The organism is Streptosporangium sp. NBC_01810 (assembly GCF_035917355.1).
Taxonomy (GTDB): Bacteria; Actinomycetota; Actinomycetes; order Streptosporangiales; family Streptosporangiaceae; genus Streptosporangium.
On sequence record NZ_CP109070.1, the window covers coordinates 2897227 to 2916958 of the forward strand.

General features: G+C 69.1%; 22 protein-coding genes and 2 pseudogenes. 10 read left to right on the top strand and 14 right to left on the bottom strand.

Going from position 1 to position 19732, the window contains the following annotated elements; translation table 11 throughout:
• Positions 1-3 precede the first annotated feature (3 nt).
• Positions 4-510, bottom strand: a complete 507-nt coding sequence (locus OIE13_RS13050; protein ID WP_326639823.1) for a CBS domain-containing protein — start codon at positions 508-510, stop codon at positions 4-6.
• Between the two features lie 422 nt (positions 511-932).
• Between OIE13_RS13050 and OIE13_RS13055 the strand changes: the two genes are divergently transcribed.
• The 3 genes and pseudogenes from OIE13_RS13055 (at position 933) to OIE13_RS13065 (ending at position 4396) form a co-directional block, all read left to right on the top strand.
• Positions 933-1385: a pyridoxamine 5'-phosphate oxidase family protein gene (locus OIE13_RS13055; RefSeq protein ID WP_326639821.1), complete on the top strand. Its 453-nt coding sequence runs from the start codon at positions 933-935 to the stop codon at positions 1383-1385.
• Between the two features lie 146 nt (positions 1386-1531).
• Positions 1532-3327, top strand: a pseudogene (locus tag OIE13_RS13060) (catalase); the annotation flags it as partial.
• An 82-nt stretch (positions 3328-3409) separates the two neighbouring features.
• Positions 3410-4396 (top strand): sporulation protein, encoded by a 987-nt coding sequence (locus OIE13_RS13065; RefSeq protein ID WP_326830063.1) that lies wholly within the window; start codon positions 3410-3412, stop codon positions 4394-4396.
• 149 nt (positions 4397-4545) lie between these two features.
• Here OIE13_RS13065 and OIE13_RS13070 read toward each other — a convergent pair whose 3' ends face one another.
• Entirely contained in the window at positions 4546-5430 is an 885-nt protein-coding gene (locus OIE13_RS13070; protein WP_326639817.1) for a hypothetical protein, read from the bottom strand.
• 88 nt (positions 5431-5518) lie between these two features.
• Positions 5519-6160 carry an ATP-binding protein gene (locus OIE13_RS13075; RefSeq protein ID WP_326639815.1) on the bottom strand — a complete coding sequence of 214 codons (642 nt, stop codon included), beginning with the start codon at positions 6158-6160 and terminating at the stop codon, positions 5519-5521.
• Between the two features lie 98 nt (positions 6161-6258).
• Between OIE13_RS13075 and OIE13_RS13080 the strand changes: the two genes are divergently transcribed.
• Positions 6259-6630: a GbsR/MarR family transcriptional regulator gene (locus OIE13_RS13080; protein WP_326639813.1), complete on the top strand. Its 372-nt coding sequence runs from the start codon at positions 6259-6261 to the stop codon at positions 6628-6630.
• A 297-nt stretch (positions 6631-6927) separates the two neighbouring features.
• Here the strand turns inward: OIE13_RS13080 and OIE13_RS13085 are convergent, their stop codons facing one another.
• From OIE13_RS13085 to OIE13_RS13095, 3 genes are all read right to left on the bottom strand, one after another.
• On the bottom strand, positions 6928-7842 hold the full coding sequence (locus OIE13_RS13085; RefSeq protein WP_326830064.1) for a GNAT family N-acetyltransferase: 915 nt from the start codon (positions 7840-7842) through the stop codon (positions 6928-6930).
• 204 nt (positions 7843-8046) lie between these two features.
• Positions 8047-8835, bottom strand: a complete 789-nt coding sequence (locus OIE13_RS13090) for an SDR family NAD(P)-dependent oxidoreductase (RefSeq protein WP_326830065.1) — start codon at positions 8833-8835, stop codon at positions 8047-8049.
• Positions 8836-8881: 46 nt separating this feature from the next.
• Positions 8882-9547 carry an FMN-dependent NADH-azoreductase gene (locus OIE13_RS13095; RefSeq protein WP_326830066.1) on the bottom strand — a complete coding sequence of 222 codons (666 nt, stop codon included), beginning with the start codon at positions 9545-9547 and terminating at the stop codon, positions 8882-8884.
• A 96-nt stretch (positions 9548-9643) separates the two neighbouring features.
• Between OIE13_RS13095 and OIE13_RS13100 the strand changes: the two genes are divergently transcribed.
• A complete protein-coding gene (locus OIE13_RS13100) occupies positions 9644-10153 on the top strand; it encodes a MarR family winged helix-turn-helix transcriptional regulator (RefSeq protein ID WP_326639806.1) in 510 nt (169 codons plus the stop codon).
• Positions 10154-10294: 141 nt separating this feature from the next.
• On the opposite strand, the gene OIE13_RS13105 is transcribed toward OIE13_RS13100, so the two are convergent.
• Together OIE13_RS13105 and OIE13_RS13110 are read right to left on the bottom strand one after the other, a co-directional pair.
• Entirely contained in the window at positions 10295-10633 is a 339-nt protein-coding gene (locus tag OIE13_RS13105) for a hypothetical protein (RefSeq protein ID WP_326830067.1), read from the bottom strand.
• A gap of 187 nt (positions 10634-10820) precedes the next feature.
• Positions 10821-11447, bottom strand: a complete 627-nt coding sequence (locus tag OIE13_RS13110) for an Nramp family divalent metal transporter (protein ID WP_326639802.1) — start codon at positions 11445-11447, stop codon at positions 10821-10823.
• 265 nt (positions 11448-11712) lie between these two features.
• On the opposite strand from OIE13_RS13110, the gene OIE13_RS13115 reads away from it, so the two are divergent.
• Entirely contained in the window at positions 11713-12336 is a 624-nt protein-coding gene (locus tag OIE13_RS13115; protein ID WP_326639800.1) for an alcohol dehydrogenase catalytic domain-containing protein, read from the top strand.
• Positions 12337-12473: 137 nt separating this feature from the next.
• Positions 12474-12923 carry a cupin domain-containing protein gene (locus OIE13_RS13120; RefSeq protein WP_326830068.1) on the top strand — a complete coding sequence of 150 codons (450 nt, stop codon included), beginning with the start codon at positions 12474-12476 and terminating at the stop codon, positions 12921-12923.
• 156 nt (positions 12924-13079) lie between these two features.
• Here OIE13_RS13120 and OIE13_RS13125 read toward each other — a convergent pair whose 3' ends face one another.
• From OIE13_RS13125 to OIE13_RS13140, 4 genes are all read right to left on the bottom strand, one after another.
• Positions 13080-13436 (bottom strand): hypothetical protein, encoded by a 357-nt coding sequence (locus OIE13_RS13125; protein WP_326639796.1) that lies wholly within the window; start codon positions 13434-13436, stop codon positions 13080-13082.
• Positions 13437-13580: 144 nt separating this feature from the next.
• Complete coding sequence (gene crcB, locus OIE13_RS13130; RefSeq protein ID WP_326830069.1) at positions 13581-13955, bottom strand: fluoride efflux transporter CrcB; 375 nt, start codon at positions 13953-13955, stop codon at positions 13581-13583.
• A complete protein-coding gene (locus OIE13_RS13135) occupies positions 13952-14293 on the bottom strand; it encodes a DUF190 domain-containing protein (RefSeq protein WP_326639792.1) in 342 nt (113 codons plus the stop codon). Before OIE13_RS13135 ends, crcB begins: the two co-directional genes overlap by 4 nt.
• Complete coding sequence (locus OIE13_RS13140; protein ID WP_326639790.1) at positions 14290-14784, bottom strand: fluoride efflux transporter FluC; 495 nt, start codon at positions 14782-14784, stop codon at positions 14290-14292. The genes OIE13_RS13135 and OIE13_RS13140 overlap by 4 nt, the downstream gene beginning before the upstream one ends.
• A gap of 273 nt (positions 14785-15057) precedes the next feature.
• Here OIE13_RS13140 and OIE13_RS13145 point away from each other — a divergent pair, with 273 nt between their 5' ends.
• Together OIE13_RS13145 and OIE13_RS13150 are read left to right on the top strand one after the other, a co-directional pair.
• Complete coding sequence (locus OIE13_RS13145; protein WP_326830287.1) at positions 15058-15966, top strand: DMT family transporter; 909 nt, start codon at positions 15058-15060, stop codon at positions 15964-15966.
• A gap of 392 nt (positions 15967-16358) precedes the next feature.
• Positions 16359-17177, top strand: a complete 819-nt coding sequence (locus tag OIE13_RS13150) for a putative protein N(5)-glutamine methyltransferase (protein ID WP_326639789.1) — start codon at positions 16359-16361, stop codon at positions 17175-17177.
• 111 nt (positions 17178-17288) lie between these two features.
• Here the strand turns inward: OIE13_RS13150 and OIE13_RS13155 are convergent, their stop codons facing one another.
• On the bottom strand, positions 17289-18482 hold the full coding sequence (locus tag OIE13_RS13155) for a cytochrome P450 family protein (protein ID WP_326639788.1): 1194 nt from the start codon (positions 18480-18482) through the stop codon (positions 17289-17291).
• A 103-nt stretch (positions 18483-18585) separates the two neighbouring features.
• Here OIE13_RS13155 and OIE13_RS13160 point away from each other — a divergent pair.
• A pseudogene (locus tag OIE13_RS13160) lies at positions 18586-18858 on the top strand (helix-turn-helix domain-containing protein); the annotation flags it as partial.
• A 147-nt stretch (positions 18859-19005) separates the two neighbouring features.
• Here OIE13_RS13160 and OIE13_RS13165 read toward each other — a convergent pair.
• Positions 19006-19665, bottom strand: a complete 660-nt coding sequence (locus tag OIE13_RS13165) for a TetR/AcrR family transcriptional regulator (RefSeq protein ID WP_326639787.1) — start codon at positions 19663-19665, stop codon at positions 19006-19008.
• Positions 19666-19732 lie beyond the last annotated feature (67 nt).

Here is a 19732-nt window from a genome sequence, read left to right on the forward strand (position 1 = left end):
GACTCAGCCTCCGTCACGGGTAAAGGGATCGTCGGCCCCGCGGGACCGGGGCAGGACGGGGACCAGACGGAACATTCCCGTCATCAGCTCCGGCGGCCCCTCCTCTTCGGTGATCCGGCCGGCCACGGCCCGCAGCACGTCGGTGGAGGTCACCATGCCCACCAGCCTGTTGGACTCCCCCAGAACGGGGATCGCGTCGACACCGGCGCCGATCATGGCCGCCGCCGCGTCGGTCAGGCGCGCGTCGAGGGTGGTGTGCGGGCAGCGGTGCTCGGCCAGCAGCGAGCGGACTCGCGCGCGTGACTGCTCGGCCGGGCCGCCGGACCAGCGGGCGGCGAGATCCTCCCAGGTGAGAACACCGCGCAGGCAGCCGTTCCGGTCGACGACCGGCAGGTGGTGGACACCCGCGCGACGCATGATCTCCCAGGCCATGAGCGGGGACTCATCGGGTTCGACGACGACCAGCGTCCGGCTCATCACCCGCGCCACCGTGAGGTTTTGCACGTCCATCACGCCTCACCCCGGGTGTGGCACGTCATCGAACCCGGCATGGCCTCATCGGCGGCCCATGCGGAAGGTGAGCCTTCCGTGCCCGCCACTACCTGCGCTGTCATCTTCTCCCCCTTGCGCCTCTCCCCCCATCAGACCGCTTCCCCCCCGTTCTCCGCAGCGGCCGAAAGACCCGCCCACCTGGGACTTCCGGCCCCGTCTTCGTACCCCGCCCGTGGTGGAACACCGGCTGAGGGGAACATCCCCTGCGAGGGTGGTTCGGCCCGAGGCGGCCCGCTGCCCCACCGGGTACTGTTTTCCCTTCGGAAGGGGAGAGGGGCGGTGGCCGAAGAACCCGCGGAGCCCGTACACGGTCGGATTGACGACGCCCGGCGTGCGACGATGCCAAACCTTTGATCGTTTTGTTCTCACAGGAGATTTTGATGACCGAACATATGACGACCCCGGGCGACCCCGCCCCCGCCCACCTGGAGAAACTGCAGGCCGACGAGTGCCTGCGGCTGATCGCTCCCGGTGGTGTCGGCAGGGTGGCCTTCGAAGAGCCCGCGGGACTGACGATCCTGCCGGTCAACTACGTACTGCACGACAACTCGGTGATCGTCCGCACCGCTGTCGGAGGTCCCCTCGACAGCAACCTGCGCACCGGCGTCCGGGGCGTCGAGTTCAAGATCGCATTCGAGATCGATCGGATCGACGAGACCGCCCGCGAAGGATGGAGCGTGCTCATCCGGGGTGGCGCCCACCATGTCTCCGCCGACGAGCAGGCCGAGGCATCCGCCTCGGGAGTCCAGCCCTGGGCGGGCGGCGACCGCGAGCTCTATCTCAGGATCATCCCCAGCGAGATCACCGGACGGCGCATCCAGCACGCCCGCTGACGGCCGGAAGGACATTCGCCCGCCGCTGAACCGGCGGGCGACACCTCCGCCCCGCCAGAGCCGTTCCCCGGGGAAAATCGGCCCATTCCCTTACCGTGGCCAGGCTGAGCAGCGCGTATATCCACCCGGCGGCCGGGCAACAGGTGATTGTCCAGTGGTCGGCCGCTCAGGAGTACGGATATGTCAAGCGAGGAAACGGCGAAGAGCCGCAGGAGTTCACCTCGGCGCGTTTTCTGTGCGACACCTCGCTCACGACGCCGGTGTTCGTCAGGTTCTCCACGGTGGCGGGCTCACGCGGCTCGGCCGACACGGTGCGGGACGTGCGCGGTTTCGCGACCAAGTTCTACACCGAGCAGGGCAACTTCGACCTGGTCGGCAACAACTTCCCCGTCTTCTTCATCCAGGACGGCATCAAGTTCCCCGACTTCGTGCACGCGGTCAAGCCCGAGCCGCACAACGAGATCCCGCAGGCGCAGTCGGCCCACGACACGTTCTGGGACTTCGTCCAGCTCCAGCCGGAGACACTGCACATGGTCATGTGGCTGATGAGTGATCGGGCCATCCCGCGCAGCTACCGGATGACGCAGGGCTTCGGAGTGCACACCTTCCGGCTGGTCAACGCCGAAGGGTACGGTACGTTCGTCAAGTTCCACTGGCGGCCCGAGCTCGGCACCCACTCGCTGGTGTGGGACGAGGTGCTGCGCCTGCAGGGCAACGACCCCGACTTCAACCGGCGTGACCTGTGGGACACGATCGAGGCCGGTACCCCGGCGCGCTGGGAGCTGGCCGTGCAGCTCGTGCCCGAGGAGCGGGAGCACAAGTTCGACTTCGACCTGCTGGACGCGACGAAGATCATCTCGGAGGAGGTGGTGCCGCTGCGCCCGGTGGGCACGCTGGTGCTCGACCGCAACCCCGACAACTTCTTCGCCGAGACCGAGCAGGTCGCCTTCCACGTGGCCAACGTGGTGCCGGGCACGACTTCACCAACGACCCGCTGCTGCAGGCCAGGCTGTTCTCCTATCTCGACACGCAGCTCATCAGGCTCGGTGGCCCCAACTTCGCGCAGATCCCGGTCAACCGGCCTGTGGTCACGGTGAACAACGACCAGCGCGACGGTTACCACCAGGACGTCATCCACACCTCCCGCACCAGTTACTCGATCAACTCGATCAGCGGCGGCTGTCCCATGGCCGGGGACGGCTACGTCCACTACCAGGAACGGGTGGACGGGCAGAAGATCCGCGAGCGCAGTCCCAGCTTCGCCGACCACCACGGCCAGGCCAGGATGTTCTGGAACAGCATGTCGGGCTGGGAGCGCGACCACATCGTCGCGGCCTTCCTGTTCGAGCTGGGCCATGTGCGGCGCAAGCCCGTCAGGGAAGGCGTCCTCGCCCAGCTCGCCGGTGTCCACGCGGACCTGGCCACTCGGGTGGCCCAGGGGCTGGGCCTGCCGGTCCCGCCGGCCCAGGACGGTCATGACCTGGCCTCTCCCGCGCTGAGCCAGGCCGCCCAGCCGCCGGCCGGTATCGCCACCCGCAAGGTCGCGATCCTGGCGGCCGACGGAGGCGACGCGGACGCCCTGAACCCGGTGCGGCAGGCGCTCGAAGACCGGGGAGCGATCTGCGAGGTGCTGGCGCCGCACGAGGGCCAGACCGGACCGCTGAGCGTGGACCGTTCTTTGGGGATGGTCTCCTCGGTGCTCTACGACGCGGTCCTGCTGACCGACGGCGCGGCCCTGTCCGCCGTCGGGAACGCCGTCCACTTCGTCAGGGAGGCTTTCAAACACGGTAAGGCCATCGGCGCGGTCGGCTCGGGCGCGACGCTGCTGGAGGCGGCGGCGCTCCCCGGCTCCCAGGAGGTGGTCAGCGGAGACGACGGCCTCATCGAGGCGATCGCCGTCCACCGCCACCACGACCGCGACATCACCGGCTTCGCCGCCTGACGGCGTCAGAGGTCGGGAACCCCGCCCCCCCTGTGATCGTTTGCTCTTCGGTCAGGTTCAACGACAAGCAGGAGAGGAAGCCGTGATCTTCAAACGGATGCTGGGAGCCTTCGGTGTCGGGGCCCCGTCGGTGGACACCGTCCTGTCCACCCCACGCGTGCAACCCGGCGGGCTGCTACGCGGCGAGGTAAGGATCAAGGGCGGCGACTTCGACGCCGACATCGAGTACATCGCGCTTGGACTGGTCACCCGGGTGGAATCCGAGCACGGCGAGGGTGAGCAGATCGGCCTGATGGAACTTCACCGTACGCAGGTCTCTGGACCGTTCCGGTTGCGCAGCGGAGAGGACAAGACCGTCCCCTTCCAGTTCCCGGTCCCCTGGGAGGCGCCGATCACCGAGATCGCCGGGCAGCACCTGCACGGCATGGGCATGGGAGTGCGCACCGAGCTGGCGATCGCCGCGGCGGTCGACAAGGGCGACATGGATCCGGTCGAGATCGAGCCGCTGGCCTCCCAGGAGGCGTTCCTGCGGGCGTTCTCCCAGCTCGGCTTCCACTTCAAGAGCGCCGACCTGGAGCATGGCCACATCCACGGCGTGAGCCAGCGGCTGCCGTTCTACCAGGAGATCGAGTTCTATCCGCCACCCGCCTACTCCGGGCAGATCAACGAGGTCGAGCTGACCTTCATCACCGGCCCCGGCGGACTGGACATCATCGTGGAGGCCGACAAGCGCAGCGGCCACCATGGATCCGGCACCGACGCCTTCGGCCGCTGGCAGACCGGTCACGACCAGGCCGCGTACCGCGACTGGGCCGCTGAGATCAACGGCTGGCTGGCCGCGCTGTCCCAGCGGCCCCATTACGGCGGTCATGACGGCGGCCACTACGGCGGCCACGACCCGTACGCCCACCAGGGTGGTCACCACGACTCCCACCACGCCCACTACGAGCAGCGCGGTGGTCCGGGAATGGGCGCGGTGGTGGCCGCCGGCGCGGCCGGCCTGGTCGGCGGCTACGTGGCCGCCGAGGTGGTCGACGAGATCTTCGAAGACGAGGAAGAGGAGGAGTGACCGTGCCGGGTCCCGCCCGGTGAGCCGAGGCGGGATGGAACGGTGACGGCCCGCCCCGCGACATCGCGGGGCGGGCCGTCGTCATCCGTGTTGTGCGCGGAGAAACTGGACACACCCGCTGAAATCTCCAGTGCGGACTGTCCGGGACGTCATGTGGCGGGCGAGATTGCAGCGCCGTTCTTCCGGTAGGTGCGTGTTCGGGTGTATAGGCGGAAACCCATGCTCTGGTAGAGGATCTGCGGCACGGGATAGGCGTCGTCGCCGCGCGGGTAGACGATGGCGTTCTTGCCGCCCTCCTCGGCCAGCGCGTGGAGGGCAGCGGTGCAGACGGCTCGGGCGAGGCCGAGGCGGCGGAAGTCGAGATGGGTGCCGACGGGTTCGATGAGGCCGATCTGGTGGAGGTCGTCATGCCAGATCAGGCAGTTGGCCGCGAATCGGCCGTCGGGGGCCTCGATGACCCAGTCCAGTTCGGGCCGGTAGGGCCAGGCGGCCATCACGTTGCGGTAGGACTCGAGCGTCACACGGGTGGAGTTCCAAGCTGCTTGGTGGACCGCGACTCGCCTGTCCAGGTCTTCCTCGCTGCGGACGGCTCGTGCGGTGAATCCGTCCGGCAGCACCGGCTCGGGCAGGCCGGTCAGGTCGCGCGAGTGGTAGGCGAAGAAGGGTGCTTCATCTTGGGGCTTGTATCCGTGCCGCAGCAGGGCGGTGTGCAGGTCGGGTTGGGCGTCTAAGGGGTTGATCTCGCGGGGGTGGTCGCCGGCCAGGTGGTCGAACCAGTTCAAGATCTCGGGTAGCAACTGAGAGTGCGCCGGGTCGACCTCGAGCCGTAGGTCGTCCGGCAGTCGGGCCCAGGCCCAGGCGACCACTCTGCCCTGGGACTCCCAGAGCGCGATCGGCCAGTCGGCTTGCTGTGTGGTGAACATGAAGCGACCCCAGGCCAGGTCACCGACGTGGTGCGAACCGGAGGTCGACCACATGCGTTGTGTCAGGTCCTGCATCGTACGCAGGTCGGCGGGCCCTGTGTAGCGGCGCATGATGATCGTCATAGTCGCCCTCGCTGGCAAGCTGTCGAGGTCGGCAGATGCCCACTCCTTTGCGATGGACTCGGCGTCCTGCGGTTGGTCATGCTGTCGCTCCGATCTGGGTGGGTTCGGGGTGGAGGCGATCGCGGTTGGTCTCGTAGTTGCGGGTGGCGCGGCGGTCGAGGACGACGGTGTCGAGGATGTCGCGGGTGAGGCGTTCTTCCTGGGTGAGGATGGCGCGGATGGCGCCTTCGCGGATCAGGGCGGACAGGCTGGCGATGCTGCCGCTGGTGCGGTGGTGGAGGTAGTGGATGTCGTCGATGATGACGAGTTCGGTGCCACAGACCCGGAGTGCCTTGAGGACCAGGTCGGTGACCTTTCGTTTGGTGTTGCTGCGGGTGAGGGGAATGCCGAACCATTCGGCGAACGCCGCTGACAGGTCCTTGGGGGTGGCCTGGGAGGGGATGCTGAGATAGACGACCGGGGTGTAGTCGGCGACGTAGCCGTCGCGTCGGCTGGGGAGGAAGTTCTCGGGGTGCTTGCGGCGGAGATTCTGCTCGAAGTCGGCGGCGAACATCTTGACCAGGGTGGATTTGCCGACGGTTGGCGGGCCGTCGATGACCACGCTGCGGCGGGCGCCGGCGGGCTGGTTCCGGTTGGCCAGGAGCTTGATCTGGATCTCGGTGTGCAGGAACTTCACCGGGGGTGTGCGGATGACGATCCAGCGGGCGCGGCGTGGCACACCGACTCCGCCCCGTGCGGCCGGATCGCCGGGCTGCCGCACGGAAGACGAGCTCGTCGAGATGGCGGTCAGGTTGGGGCTGCCGAGGATGACCGCGCGTGCACCTCGATCTGCTGCTGTCTGAGGAGGGCAGGCGCACCGCGGCCGAGTTGACCCGCAGACTGAAGATCAGCCCGGCCTCCGTCTCCGTGGCCGTGAACTACCTGGTCGAGCAGGGGTTCGTCCGGCGCGAGCGCGATCCGCAGCGGCGTTGCGACATCTACGTGGTGGACGACGACGCCTGGTACAACTCGATCGTGACCAGCAGGCGGCAGACCCTCGAGACGGCGCAGGCCACGATGGCGGCAGTCGAGACGTTCGGGCTCGACAGCCCCGTGGGGCAACGGCTGGCCAAGGCAGGGGCGTTCCTGGAGCAGATCAGCCTGGACATGATCGAGTCGGCCGACCGCTGGCGCGCCCTCCTGGCGTGATGGGGCTCAGCCGAACCACCTGAGGAGCCGGCTGACCAGTTCCTGCTGATCGTCACTGCCCGACGCCGCTTCCCGTGGCTATGTGACGGCTGCCCGCTGCACGAGCGGTGCACCACCGCCAAGAACAGCCGCGTGGTGCAGATCCGCCCACACCATGACCTGTAGGCCGCCGCCCGCCGCCAAGCCGCCACCGACCCGGACTGGCAGAACGACCACCGGCGCCGGCGCCCACCCGTCGAACGCGCCGTCGCCTGGATCGTCGCCCGCGGCAACCGGCGCTTCGGTACTCCGGCAACTTCACAGGATCCATTCCCGGCGTGCTCCGCTCTGGTCGAGACGGAACCCAAAGGACTCGTTGACGTGCAGCATTGCGGCGTTGCCGATCGCGTTCCAGGTCGTCACGGTCGCCAGCTCAGGTTCGTGTTCAACGGTCCACGACAGATTCGCGCGTTTGAGGACCACTCCCAGGCCCCGGCCTCGGTGGGACGGAAGCACGATGGTGTCCCACTGGCTCGCATGCCGCCGGTGCGAGTCGGCCATGCCGAGCGCCGAGTATCCGACCAGCAGTCCGGTCTCGCGATGCCGTACGGCGGTCAAATAGGTGCGATATCCCCATGCGTGAAGGACGGCGTAAAGCTCTTGAATCTTGTCCTCGTCGAAGTCCTCAGGCACCTGGTCGCTGCCCGAACGCGCCGCCTCCTCGACTGCCAGACGGGACGACATCGCGGCAAACGCCGCCCGATATTCTGCGGGGACGCCGTCCCGCCAATGCAGTAGTTCACATCCGGCGCCGGTATCGCTGTCGGCGGCCGGCCTGGTCGGGCCTATGCGCAGCGACAGCCGCTGATAGCGCAGGATGCACGCCGCCCCGGTGGCCTCGGCGAACGCATCCCCCGCTCCCGCGCCGTCCGCAGGGCCGGAGGTGAAGACGGTCATCTTCTGGACACCAAGTCCGGCCAGGTGGCCAGTGGCCGTGGCCAGGAGTCGGCTCCCGACACCTGCCCGGCGGACATCCGGATGGACGACGAAGTGCACGACGTCCGCGGTCCGTCGCTGGTCGGGTTCCGGCACGCCGACCGCGCACAACCCCACCGGTCGTCCGCCCATCCGTGCGCCCCAGGCCAACACGGAATAGACCCGATAGGAGGGCGCGGAGTACTCACCACCCCCGCATCGACTGTCGCTAACGCCCCACGGCCAAGTCCCCGGCACTCATCGTGATCACCATGGTCACAATAGCTCCGGCCTTCAAAAACACGCTCTGAACGCTGCCCGTCCGACCACTGGGCGGCCCCCCACTCGGGTCCGCGTCAGACGACGATGCCCCGGGTGTCGGTCTGGGCGGCATGTGAGAATCCGCTCCCCGCCCACATGGTCGGACGGGGAGCGGATTCATGTGGTGCGAGGTTTGAACTGCTATCCGCCGATGTGCGGTGCGCGTGCGGCGGCGGAGCCGTCCCGTATCACCTCACCGGTGAGGTTGCCGTTGGCTCCCGAGCCCAGGAAGACGATGAGGTTGGCCACATCGTCGGAGTGGGAGAGCCTGTGAGTGGGGGTGGCGGCGGCGAGGGCATCGGTGACGAACGCCGGAATGTCGGGGCGGCTGTCGGTGAGGGTGAAGCCCGGCGCCACGACGTTGACCAGGATGCCGTCCCTGCCACCGTTCCAGGCCAGGCTGCGGGCGAGCCCGTACAGGCCCGATTTGGCGGTCCCATAGGGGCCCGGCCCGGGCAGGCCCTCCTCCGCGACACTCGAGGAGATCAGCACGATCCGGCCCCAGCCCCTGGCGCGCATGCTGGGCAGGACCGCGCGGACCGAGGCCGCTGCCCCGATCAGGTTGGCACTGATCATCGCGTCCCACTCCTGCAGCGGCACGTCCTCAAACCGGATGCTGGGGTCGGGCGGCCCGTCGCCGCCCCAGCGCACGGCATTGGCGACTAGGACGTCGATCCCGCCCCAGCGCTCGACGACGCTCGCGACGGCGTGGTCAATGGTCGGCAGGTCTTCAAGGTCGAGCCGGACGACGTACGCCTGCCCGCCGGAGGCCTCGACGTCGGCGGCCACCTTTGCGGCGCTGTCCGGGTTGTTCCGATAGGTGATCGCCACCCGAGCGCCTTCGCGCCCATAAGCGCGGGCGGTCGCGGCTCCTATCCCGGTCGACGCGCCGGTGACCAGGACCACGCGGCCGTTGAGATCTGTGTTCATGGTGCGGTTGTCCTCTTGTCTTCGCTGATCGGGTAGAAAGTCACGTTCAGGACGGCGTCGCGGCGCGCACTCGGGTCGCCAGGGTGTGCACCGCGTCGAGCGCCGCGGCGTGGGAGGCCTCATGCTGCTCGCGGAACTGCGCGAGGAAGGGCATGACCGTGGCATGCGTGAACTCGGCATGGACGAACTCCACGTCGTCCAATCCGAGCACGGAGAAGTAAGCGCGCAGGTAGGGCTCCTGGAAGTCGAACTGCTCGCGGGGCGTTCCCGGCCCGTAGCCCCCGCCGCGCGCACTCAGCACCACGGCCGACTTTCCCTTGAGCGGCAGCCAGGGAAGGGGCACGCGGTCGATCCAGGCCTTGAGCGCGGCAGGCACCGAGAAGTTGTACATCGGAACGCCCAGGAGCAGGACGTCTGCCGCGAGGAGTTGCTCCACCAGCGGGCGGGTGGCTGCCCAGCTCCTGGCCGGCTCGGGGGCGCCGGCGGCCACCTTGTCCATGGCCTCGATGTCGCGCACCCCGTTCACGGACGACTGGGTGGCGAGGTGGACACGGTCCTCGTCGATGGGCGGCACCGGGTCCGCCACCAGGTCGCGGTAGGTGTAGACCCCATCGGGATGGGTCGCCCGCCAGTCGGCCACGAAGGTCTTGCCGAGCCTGCGCGAGAACGAGTCGCTGCGTCCGCCGGCGTCCAGATGCAGAAGATGCGTCACAGGGTTGCCTCACATTCAAGATGATCTGGATTCACAATCAATATAGAGCAAGATGGTTTCGAGTCAAGAACATCTTGGCTTGCTATCATGCTGTCCATGGCCATCTCTCCCGCACCCGAAGGCTCGCCCGGCAGCTGGTTGCACCGGGATCTGCATTGGCTGTTCGCGCGGCTGAAGCAAGGCCTGGCCACAGCGGAGACCGCGGCCGTGCGTGAGCACGGCATGACTCTGTGGGGCTACACGGTGTTGATGGCGATCGTTGAAGCCCCCGCCCGCACCCAGCTCGCCCTCGCCCAGGCCGTGTCGGTCGACAAGAGCAAGCTGGTCCTCATCCTCGACGAACTGGAAAGTGCCGGCCTGGTGCGCCGCCGGCCGGACCCCGCCGACCGCAGGGCGCGCATCATCGAGGTCACCTCCGAGGGGAGCCGTGCCCTCAAAGCCGCCCGCGGGAACATCGAGGCAATAGAGGACCGGCTCCTGGCCGACCTCACCCCCTCGGCTCGGACCGCGCTGAAGAGCGCGTTGCAAGATCTCATCGGCGAGCCCATCGCGAGGGTCGAGGACGGACGGCCACACGAAACCGTCTGCGCGCCCGGCCAAGCCTGACCACGCATTGGAGCCCACGGCACCGGCGGCCAACCACTTGATGTCGAAACTCCTATAGCTACGACCAGGGGCCAAAGAGCCGCTGATCCTTGGAGAACTGCCTGTTCACCCCGAGCCGCTGATCCTTGGAGAACTGCCTGTTCACCCCGTGGTTGAGGTCGGCATTTGGGGTTGTTCGTCGCGTTCGCGTAGCAGGCGCAGAACGGTGGCGGGTGAGGGATGTCGGCCCTTCCTCTTGCCCTTGGTGATGACAAGCCGGGCGGCGATGTCGCGCAGGCCGAGGTTCTGCTCGCGCAGGTTGAGGTACATGTCGACGCCGGCCGGCGTGGTGGCGATCGGCAATTCGCGCGCGGTGACCTCCCTGGTCCATCCGCCCTCCTCGATCCGGATGTGCGCCATGGAGAAGGAGAATTTCATGTTGGGCACGGTGCCGTAGCCGGTGACCGGCGGCGTGAGCAGGTCCGGATTCTGAATGTCCAACTCGATGTTCCGGGGCCCGTGTCGACGCCTCCCTGGCCGTTTCGTTGGGGCTGCGGAATGTTCTTGTACGTACGGTCGCGCATGCGAGCTCATCCTTTGTATCGGCATGATGGATAAATGACGCGGGTGACTGACATAGGGGCGACCGGCAGCGACCTCCGTGCTGTTTCGGGAGTGAACGGGGGCTTCAGAAAAGGAGCGTGAACGGCAGGCAGACGCCGAGCGCGGCCACAATCGCGCCCGTCACCCCGGCGACCCGCGTGGTGAGCGGGGCGTTGACGAGCGGGCCCATCAACGCCCGGTCCCGGCAGAACCAGACGAGGAGAAACAACGCCACCGGTACCCCCAGCGAGATCACCACCTGGCTCGCGATCAGCAAGCCGGTGAGGGGCACGCCGATGCTCAACGCCAGCACGGACGGCGCCATCGTCACGACCCTGCGCACGTGGGGGGACACCCGCCAGCCGAGGAATCCGTGCATGACCACATCCCCCGCCAACGTGCCGACCCCGGCCGACGAGATCCCGGAAGACAGTAGTGCCACGGCGAACGCCAGGGCGGCGAAGCCGCCGACCCGGCCGGCCAGCTCGGAGTGTGCGTCGATAAGGTCGCCGGTCCACGTCCCGCCCGTCGCGACACCGAACCCGGCACCCAGAGCGATCATCGACACGTTGACGCCGGTGGCGATGCCCAGGGCGAGCACGCAGTCGAGGCGCAGTGCGCGACGTACGAGCCCGGGCTGCCTGCGGACGGCATCGGCCGACATCCCGCGGCCCTGGACCAGCGCGGAGTGCAGATAGACCGCATGCGGCATGAACGAGCCAGGCGAGCAGCGTTGGAATCGGCCGGCGTCCATTGTTCGTCGCGGGAGAGAGGCAGGATCTCCCCGCTAATTACGTCGGAGTACGCGTGGGCGGCCAGCGAGCGAGTACGTTTATGTTGATTTATGTTGATTTATGTTGATTTATATTGATTTGTGTCAAAACTGGGCGCATGACGGGGGCGGTGCGTGTAGTGCGGCCGCCGGTCGCCGGATGAGAGACGGGGGTACGGATGAGCACTGGCACTGGGCAGCCGATATGAAGGCCGTCGTCTTCGCCGGCACCCGCTCGGTCGCGGTCGAGGACGTCCCCGACGCGGTGCTCGAGGAACCCGAAGACGTCGTCGTCCGGATCAGCTCGAGCGCGATCTGTGGGACCGACCTGCACATGTACGACGGGCGCACGGGAGCCACGCCCGGCCTGATCCTGGGGCACGAGCCTCTCGGCGTCATCGAGCAGGCCGGTTCCGCGGTCGAGATGGTCAAACCCGGGGACCGGGTGGTGATCCCGACCCACGTGTACTGCGGAGTGTGCGTCAACTGCGCTCGGGGACTGTCGGCCGCCTGCCTGCGGGTGCGCCCGGGCGGCTTCGGCGCGGCGTACGGTTACGCGGGCATGGGGCCTTACCGCGGCGCGCAGGCCGAGCTGCCGAGGGTGCCCTTCGCCGACGCCAACTGCATCCCGGTGCCCGGGGAACCGGGCGACGATCGTGAAGACGATCTGGTGTTGCTGGCCGACGCATTCGTGACCGGATGGCATGCGACCGAGTTGGCGCAGGTGACCGCGGGCGCGACGGTCGCGGTGTTCGGCGCCGGGAGCATCTTGTTCCGGGCCTTCGACCAGCGCGTCGACGGAGTCATCAAGGCCGTCCTGCGGCCGTGACAGCCGGCGCATCGGGGGTGGACGGTGATGGTGGAGCCGGGGCGGGAGGTGATCCCGCAGGCGGTGCCGAGCCCGCTGACGAGGGCGGCACTCTCCCTCATGGGTGATCGCTTCTTGGCGCTAGAGAAAGGGCAATCATGAGTGACATTCCCCGCAGCAAGCAGGTCAGGGTCGTCCACCGCGAAGCCCTCGACAGAAACACGACGCAGACTCCTGGACTGATCCGCGAAGTGGCCTTCGATGCCCGGAACCCGGACGCAGCACATCTTTCGGCGTTCCTGAGCACGGTCAAACCCGGCGCGGCAACCGGAGCGCACCATCACGGGGAGCAGGAAACCGTCCTGTACGTCATCAGCGGCACGGCCCGGTACCGGTGGGAGGACCGGCTGGAGAACGTGGCGGAAGCGGGACGCGGTGACTTCGTGTTCGTCCCCGCCCATGTCATTCACCAGGAGATCAATGCCTCCGCCGAGTACGAGACGGTCTGGACAGTTGTGCGGTCCGGCGTGGACCCGATCGTTGTCAACCTCCCTGAGCTCGACGAATACATCGAGGCGCCGGCGGTCGAGTACACCGTCCCGGAATAGACCACTGAGGACGGCTCGAATGACAACAATCCCTCGCATCCACCGACATCATCTCCGCGCGCAACAATCCGCGCCGTACCGCCCTGCCGGGAGGTGCCGGGTGCCGGGAGGGCCTCACTCACCGGGGTGGCCAGGCGCAGCCCCGGCAGCCGCGGATCAGTCCGGTAGGTCCAGGCTGTCGCGCAGCTTGGTCGGCTTGAGGAAGAGCACCGCGACGACGCCCACCGCGGCGATCGCGGCGGAGATCAGGAAGATGTGCCCGGTGGCGTCGCCGTACGCCGCGCGCACGACGGTCCTCGCGGCTTCGGGCAGCGCCTCAAGGTTGAGGGTGCTGCCTCCGGAGCCGGATGGCCGGGTGCCCGCCTTCGCGAAGCCCTCGGCGATACCGGTGGCCACCCGGTTGGCCAGGACCGCGCCCAGCACCGAGACTCCGATGGTGCCGCCCAGCGAGCGGAAGAAGGTGATGGCCCCGCTGGCGGCGCCCAGCTCCCGCAGCGGGACGACGTGGCCCAACCCTTCGACAGGGAGTGAGCCACGTCCACCCGCCACCGGTTCTGGCGCCGCTCTCGAAGACCCGGCCGTCGATGGGGCCACCCGCACGAAGTTTCCCGGCTCTTCACGCGAGAGGCTCGCCCAGGCGATCTTCGCGCGAGAGGCTCACCCGAAGATCGCCTGGGCGAGGGTGAGACCGGCGAACACGGCTCCCAGGCCTGCGACGATCGAGGCGACGACGTTGGCGACGGCGAGGAGCACCGCGCCGGCCTCGGCCAGCCGCAGCGTCTCGTAGGAGAACGTCGAGTACGTGGTCAGCGCCCCGCAGAAGCCGGTACCCAGCAGCAACTGCACGCCGGTGCCCGCCGCCCCGGACAGCACGGCCCCGGTCAGGATGCCCAGGATCAGCGAACCGGCCACGTTGACCGCGAAGGTGCCCCAGGGGAAGACCGTGTCGTGGCGTGCCTGCACGGCCCGGTCGGTCAGATAGCGCAACGGCGCGCCGACCGCGCCGCCGAGCAGCACCAGCAGCCAGTTCACTTCGCCCGCCCGCGGTGGGGGCGAACGACCTCGACCTCGTCCAGAACGGCCAGGCTCTCGGTGAGCAGGTCGTCCAGCCGGGGCAGGAAGGCGCGGATCCGCTCCTCGGTATCGATGATCACGATGCTCACCGGCAGGTCGTCGGTCATCGACAGCAACCGGGTGGTGTGCACGATCGAGCCGGCTCCGAAACCCTCCACACCGTGGAAGACCGATGCCCCGGCCAGCCCGGCGGCATGGGCGCGATGCACGATCTCGCTGTACAGGGGGCGGTGATGCCAGGTGTCGGTGTCGTCGACGAAGATCGTCAACCGCAGCGCCCGTTCAGGCGGGATCATCGTGCTCTCCTCGCTGCCCTCACCAGGAGCCGGCGGGTGGTCCACGCGCCGGTGACCACCGCGGCCAGGGCCGCCAGGACCGTCGCCGCCAGGTAGCCGAGCGCCAGGCCGGTCCTGCCGCCGGAGACCAGGCGCTCGATGTCCAGGCAGTAGGTGGAGAAGGTGGTGAACCCGCCCAGCACTCCGGTGGCGAGGAACGGCCGCACCCAGGCCGGTGCCGTCCACACCTCGGTCAGCGCCACCAGCAGGACCCCGATCAGCAGGCAGCCCGCCACGTTGACGCAGAACGTGGTCCACGGGAAGGAGCCGGCCGCGGTCGGCCACAGCAGGGCGGCGCCGTAACGGGCGCCCGCGCCGATCGCACCGCCGGCGGCGATCGCCGCCAGGACACCGTGGTGCGAACGGCTCGGCTCGGGGGAATCGACGCCGGGGTCAACGCCGGGGTCGACGGGCTCGGTCACTGTCTCGAACCTCGTCTGTTTCGAGCGCATGCCTCTCCCTACGCGTGGTGGCTGCCCGGCGTGACCGCGGACACGACCTGTCACGAGTAGGGACCGTTGGCGGCGACGGGGTGCCGCGTTTCCGGGGCGGGCAAGCCGCACCGGCGCGGATCCCCGGCCCTTCCCAGGCTAGCGCGATCACGTCACGATCACCGTCATCGCCGCTCAGGGCGCCGCACGGCAGGACCGTCCAGCCGCCGAAGGTACCCGATAACGTGCATTAAATCCCATAGGTCACAATGATCGCCGGAGGTGGTGACGGTGATGCGGCGAGGGGTGGCGGCGACCCTGGTTTCGGCGGCGGCGTTCGGGCTCATGCCCGTCTTCGCCTCCTTCGCGTACGGCACGGGGATGTCGGTGACGACGCTCCTCATGCTGAGGTTCGCGATCGCGGCGGCGGTGTTCCTCGGATGGCTGGGAGTGCGCTGCAGGCTCGGGCGGCTGACCGGACTGCAGTGGGCGACCCTCGCACTGCTGGGCGGCGGCATGTACGCGGCCCAGTCGCTGCTGTACTTCACAGCGGTCCAGCGCATCTCACCGGCTCTCGCCGTGCTGCTGCTGTACCTGTATCCGGCGCTCGTGTCGATCCTGTCGGCGATGGTGGAGCGCACCCGCATGAGCTGGACCGTCGCCGGGCCGATCCTGGTTTCACTGGCCGGGCTGACCCTGGTGGTGGGCCGCCTGGACACCGGCCTCGACGTTCCCGGCCTGCTCGCGGCGGCCGGGGCCGCCGTGGCCTACGCCCTCTACATCATCGTGGGCAGCCGGGTCTCCGCCTCGCTGTCTCCCGCGGTCACCACGGCCTACCTGTCGATGTTCGCCACGGGCTCGTTCGCGCTGCTCGGGCTGGCATCCGGCGGGCTGGACCTCGGCTTCGCGCCGGCGGGCTGGGTCTGGGTGACGGCGGTGGCGCTGGTGTCGACGGTGCTCGCGATCGCCCTGTTCTTCGTCGGGGCCACGACGCTCGGCCCGGTGCGCGCGTCGATCCTCAGCATGCTGGAGCCCGTCGTGACGGTGCTCGCCACCTGGCTGCTGCTGGGCGGGACCCTGACCTGGCAGCAGCTCTCGGGGGGCGCGGTGGTGCTGGCCGGCGCCCTCTGGGGCATCCTGGCGAGCTCGGCCCGCGGCACCTCCCCTGCCACGGAGGAGACCGCCGTGCCGGCATCCTCCTGACCTCGCACCAACCCCCGTACCACCCCTGTGCGTCCCGAGCACCGGCGCCCACGGCGAGGTCCGCGCCTCCCCGCAACTCGCGGCTGTGGCCACGCCGGCCGAGGCAGCCCGCGGGCGAGGTCCTGACGTGGTCGGTGGTCCGGCGTCTCGCCGGAATCGGTCGTCGCGGCGACACGCAGGCGTCGGGATCCGCGCCCCCGCTGTTCCGGCTCAACATAATGTGTTTGCGTCGCGGTCCGGCTCGGATAATGTTGCCCTCTCCAGCAATGGACCTATCGAGGAGGTGAGACCCATTACCGCTGTGTCAGGTCGGGTGCTCTCATCTCACGACCGTGCGGTTCACCGGGCATAGGTGACCGGGAGAGCACCCTTCGGCATCCCGAAAGGCTCTCGTGTCGTTTTCCCTGTCCCCTTGCCATCGCTCCGTCATCGTCACCAGGCTCCGGGCCGCCGGTTGCGTGTTCGCCGAGGACGAGGCGCACCTGCTCCTCTCCACGGCACGGACTCCGTCCGATCTCGCCGCCATGGTGGACCGCCGAGTCGCCGGCCTGCCCCTCGAACACGTCCTCGGCTGGGCGGAGTTCTGCGGACTGCGGATAGCCGTGGACCCCGGAGTCTTCGTCCCCCGACGGCGTACCGAGTTCCTCGTCCACCAGGCCGTCGCCGTCCGAGAGCGCCAGGCCCTCATCCGGCCGCAGGTCGTCGTCGACCTGTGCTGCGGCTCGGGCGCGGTGGGCGCCGCGCTGGCCGCGGCCCTGGAGCGGGTCGAGTTGCACGCCGTCGACATCGACCCCGCCGCGGTGCGGTGCGCCCGCCGCAATGTCGCCGCCGACGGTCAGGTGTACGCAGGTGACCTCTACGAGCCGCTGCCCGGCACGCTGCGGGGGCGTGTCGACCTCCTGGTCGCCAGCGCGCCCTACGTACCCACCGAGGCGATCGGGCTGCTGCCCGCCGAAGCCCGCGTCCACGAACCGCGGGTGGCGCTCGACGGTGGCGAAGACGGCCTTGACGTCGTGCGGCGCCTGGCCGCCGCGGCGCCGCTGTGGCTGGCGCCGGGCGGCCACCTGCTGGTCGAGACGGGCGAGCGTCAGGCGCCGCTGACCGTCGAGGCCTTCACCCGCAACGGGCTGATCCCGCGTGTGGCCGGTTCCGACGAGCTGGACGCCACGGTCATCGTCGGCACCGGGCTCACCCCCCGTCCCCTGAGCTGATGACCTGGGCGAGGTCGGTACCCGCGCCGTTCGGATACCGACCTCCGCTTGACACGTCCCCTCAACGGTTGAGCGTGCCGGAACGCGGGAGGATCGGGCCGGGTCCGGCCATCAGAGGAGCACGGGCAGTGACGCCAGACGCCAGGTGCCGGGGTCTGGGGCACGTCCCGCGTCCTGTGGCGAGGCGGCGAGAACCAGGTCCGGGAAGCGGCGCAGCAGTGCCGCGAGCGCGACCTCCGTCTGTACGCGGGCCAGCGAGGCTCCCAGGCAGAAGTGTGGCCCGTGGGAGAACCCGAGATGTCCGGGCGATGCCGCGGCCCGGCCGACGTCGAGCCGGTCGGGGTCGGCGAACGCGCGCGGGTCGCGGTTGGCGGCGGCGATCGCGGCGGTGACGGGTTCGCCCTTGCGCACCAGCGTGCCGCAGAGCTCGACGTCCTGGCGCGCGTAGCGGGGTATCGACAGCAGCGTCGGACCGCACCAGCGAGTCAGCTCCTCGACGGCGCGTGGCATGAGGGTGGGATCCTCGCGCAGCACGGCGAGCTGGTCGGGGTGGGAGAGCAGGACGTCCACGGCGTTGGCGATGAGGTTGGTGGGCGTCTGCCCCGCGAGGACGAGATGCCAGACCAGGGTGACCAGTTCGGTGTCACCGAGCTTGTCCCCGTCTTCCGCCTGGGCGCGGATGAGGTCTGAGAGCAGGTCGTCACCGGCCTCGTCGCGCCGGCGCGCGACCGCCGCCTTGGCACCTCGCATGATGCCGGGTATGGCCTCGGCGAAGCTCTGGCCCGCGCCCGTGACGACGGTGACACCGTACTCGCGCCACTGCGGGCGGTCGGTCTCGGGAATGCCGACCAGCTCGCAGATGACGTCCATCGGCAGTGGTCTCGCGAAGTGCCGCAGCAGGTCCACCGGGCCGTGCTCGGCGTGGGCCTGCAGGCCGTCGAGCAGGTTCTCGACGATCGGCTCGATCCGCGGCCGGAACTCGGCGGCGCGGCGCGCGCTGAACGCGGGCGAGACCAGCCTGCGCAGCCGTGTGTGCTCCGGCCCGTCCATCTCGCTCATGGTCCGCATGTAGGGCAGGCAGTCCTCGGGCACGTCGGGCCGCATGAAACTGGCGGCGTTGATCTCGAACCGCGGATCACCCAGCATCGCCCTGGCGTCCTCGTACCGGGTGAGGGCCAGCATCGGGCCGAAACCGGGCGCCACCAGCCGCGCCAGCGGCGAGCGCTCCCTGGCGCGCCCGTAGGCGGTGAAGGGGTCGCGTAGCACCTCACCGTCGGCGAGGTGGATCTCGGGGATGTCGATCATGGATCCTCCGGAACTTCAAATGATATAAACAGATGATCTCATCATCCGAGTGGTCACGGTATCTTGGATTGGGATGGGCGGCAACGCCGGAACCAGGGGGACGATGGGGACGAGGGGTCGGCTCAGCAGGGCTCAGCTACAGGAGCACAACCGTGCCAAGGTGCCGGCCGCGGCCAGGGACGAGTTCGCCGGGCACGGTTTCCGCGACACCAAGATCGACAGGATCGCCGAGCGCGCCGAGCTCACCCGCGGCGCCGTCTACTCCGACTTCCCCGGCAAGCGGACCCTCTACTTCACCGCCGAGCGCGCACCCGAGCCGTCGCACCTGGAGGCGGGCCCCCGCGAGGCACTCGGCGTGCTCGCCCGCGCGCTGGCACCGCCGGCCCGGCTGGCCGTCGGTCAGGTCCAGAGGTCACCGGCGAAGCATCGCGAGTAGCCGCCCGACCACCTCACCGGAAGACTTTCCTCGCAGGCCGGAGCGGCACCGGTCACCGCGGGTGTCCGTGAACCGCAGCTCCGGCGCTCACGCCGACGCCTCGATACCTGCGCTCCCGTCACGGGGCTCCGAGCTGAGCGACACGGTGACGATCTCGGGCCCGCACTCCGCACGGCCGACCAGCCGGGAGCCGACCAGCCTGCAGGCCAGCTCGACGAAGCGGTCCTGGAGCTGGGCGACCGACAGCCGGCCGTCGGGGCGGTACCAGACGGCGACCCCGTTGCACATCTCCAGAAGTGCCAGCCTGGCCACCCGCAGGTCGGTGATCTGGAACGCCCCCGTACGCACCCCCCGTTCCAGTACACGCTGGAACATGGACTCGTAGTCGTCACGCATGGCGACGATCTCCGCATGGTTGTCCCCGGTCAGCGCCCGCACCTCACGGTCGGTGACCTGGCAGGTGAGCGGGTTGACCGCCTCCGTCGCGACCTGGGCGAGCACCAGCCTGGCGAGCTGGACGGCCGGGTCCGCGCTGGGCTCCAGGGCCTCGCGCCCGGCGCGCAGGAGCTCGCCCAGGCCCGCGCGCATGATCCCTGCCAGCAGCTCCTCCTTGCCGCCCGCGTAGTGGTACAGCGTGGCCGAGTTCAGCCCGGCCGCGCGGCCGATCTCGCGGATGCCCGTGGCCGCGAAGCCCCGTTCCGCGAAGAGCCCCACCGCGGCCCGCTGGATCTGCTCGAGGTTTGACACGGCATCTCTCAATCGAACGATTGATTAGACATCGCACCCTAGCAGGGCACGCCACGAGCGGCACCGC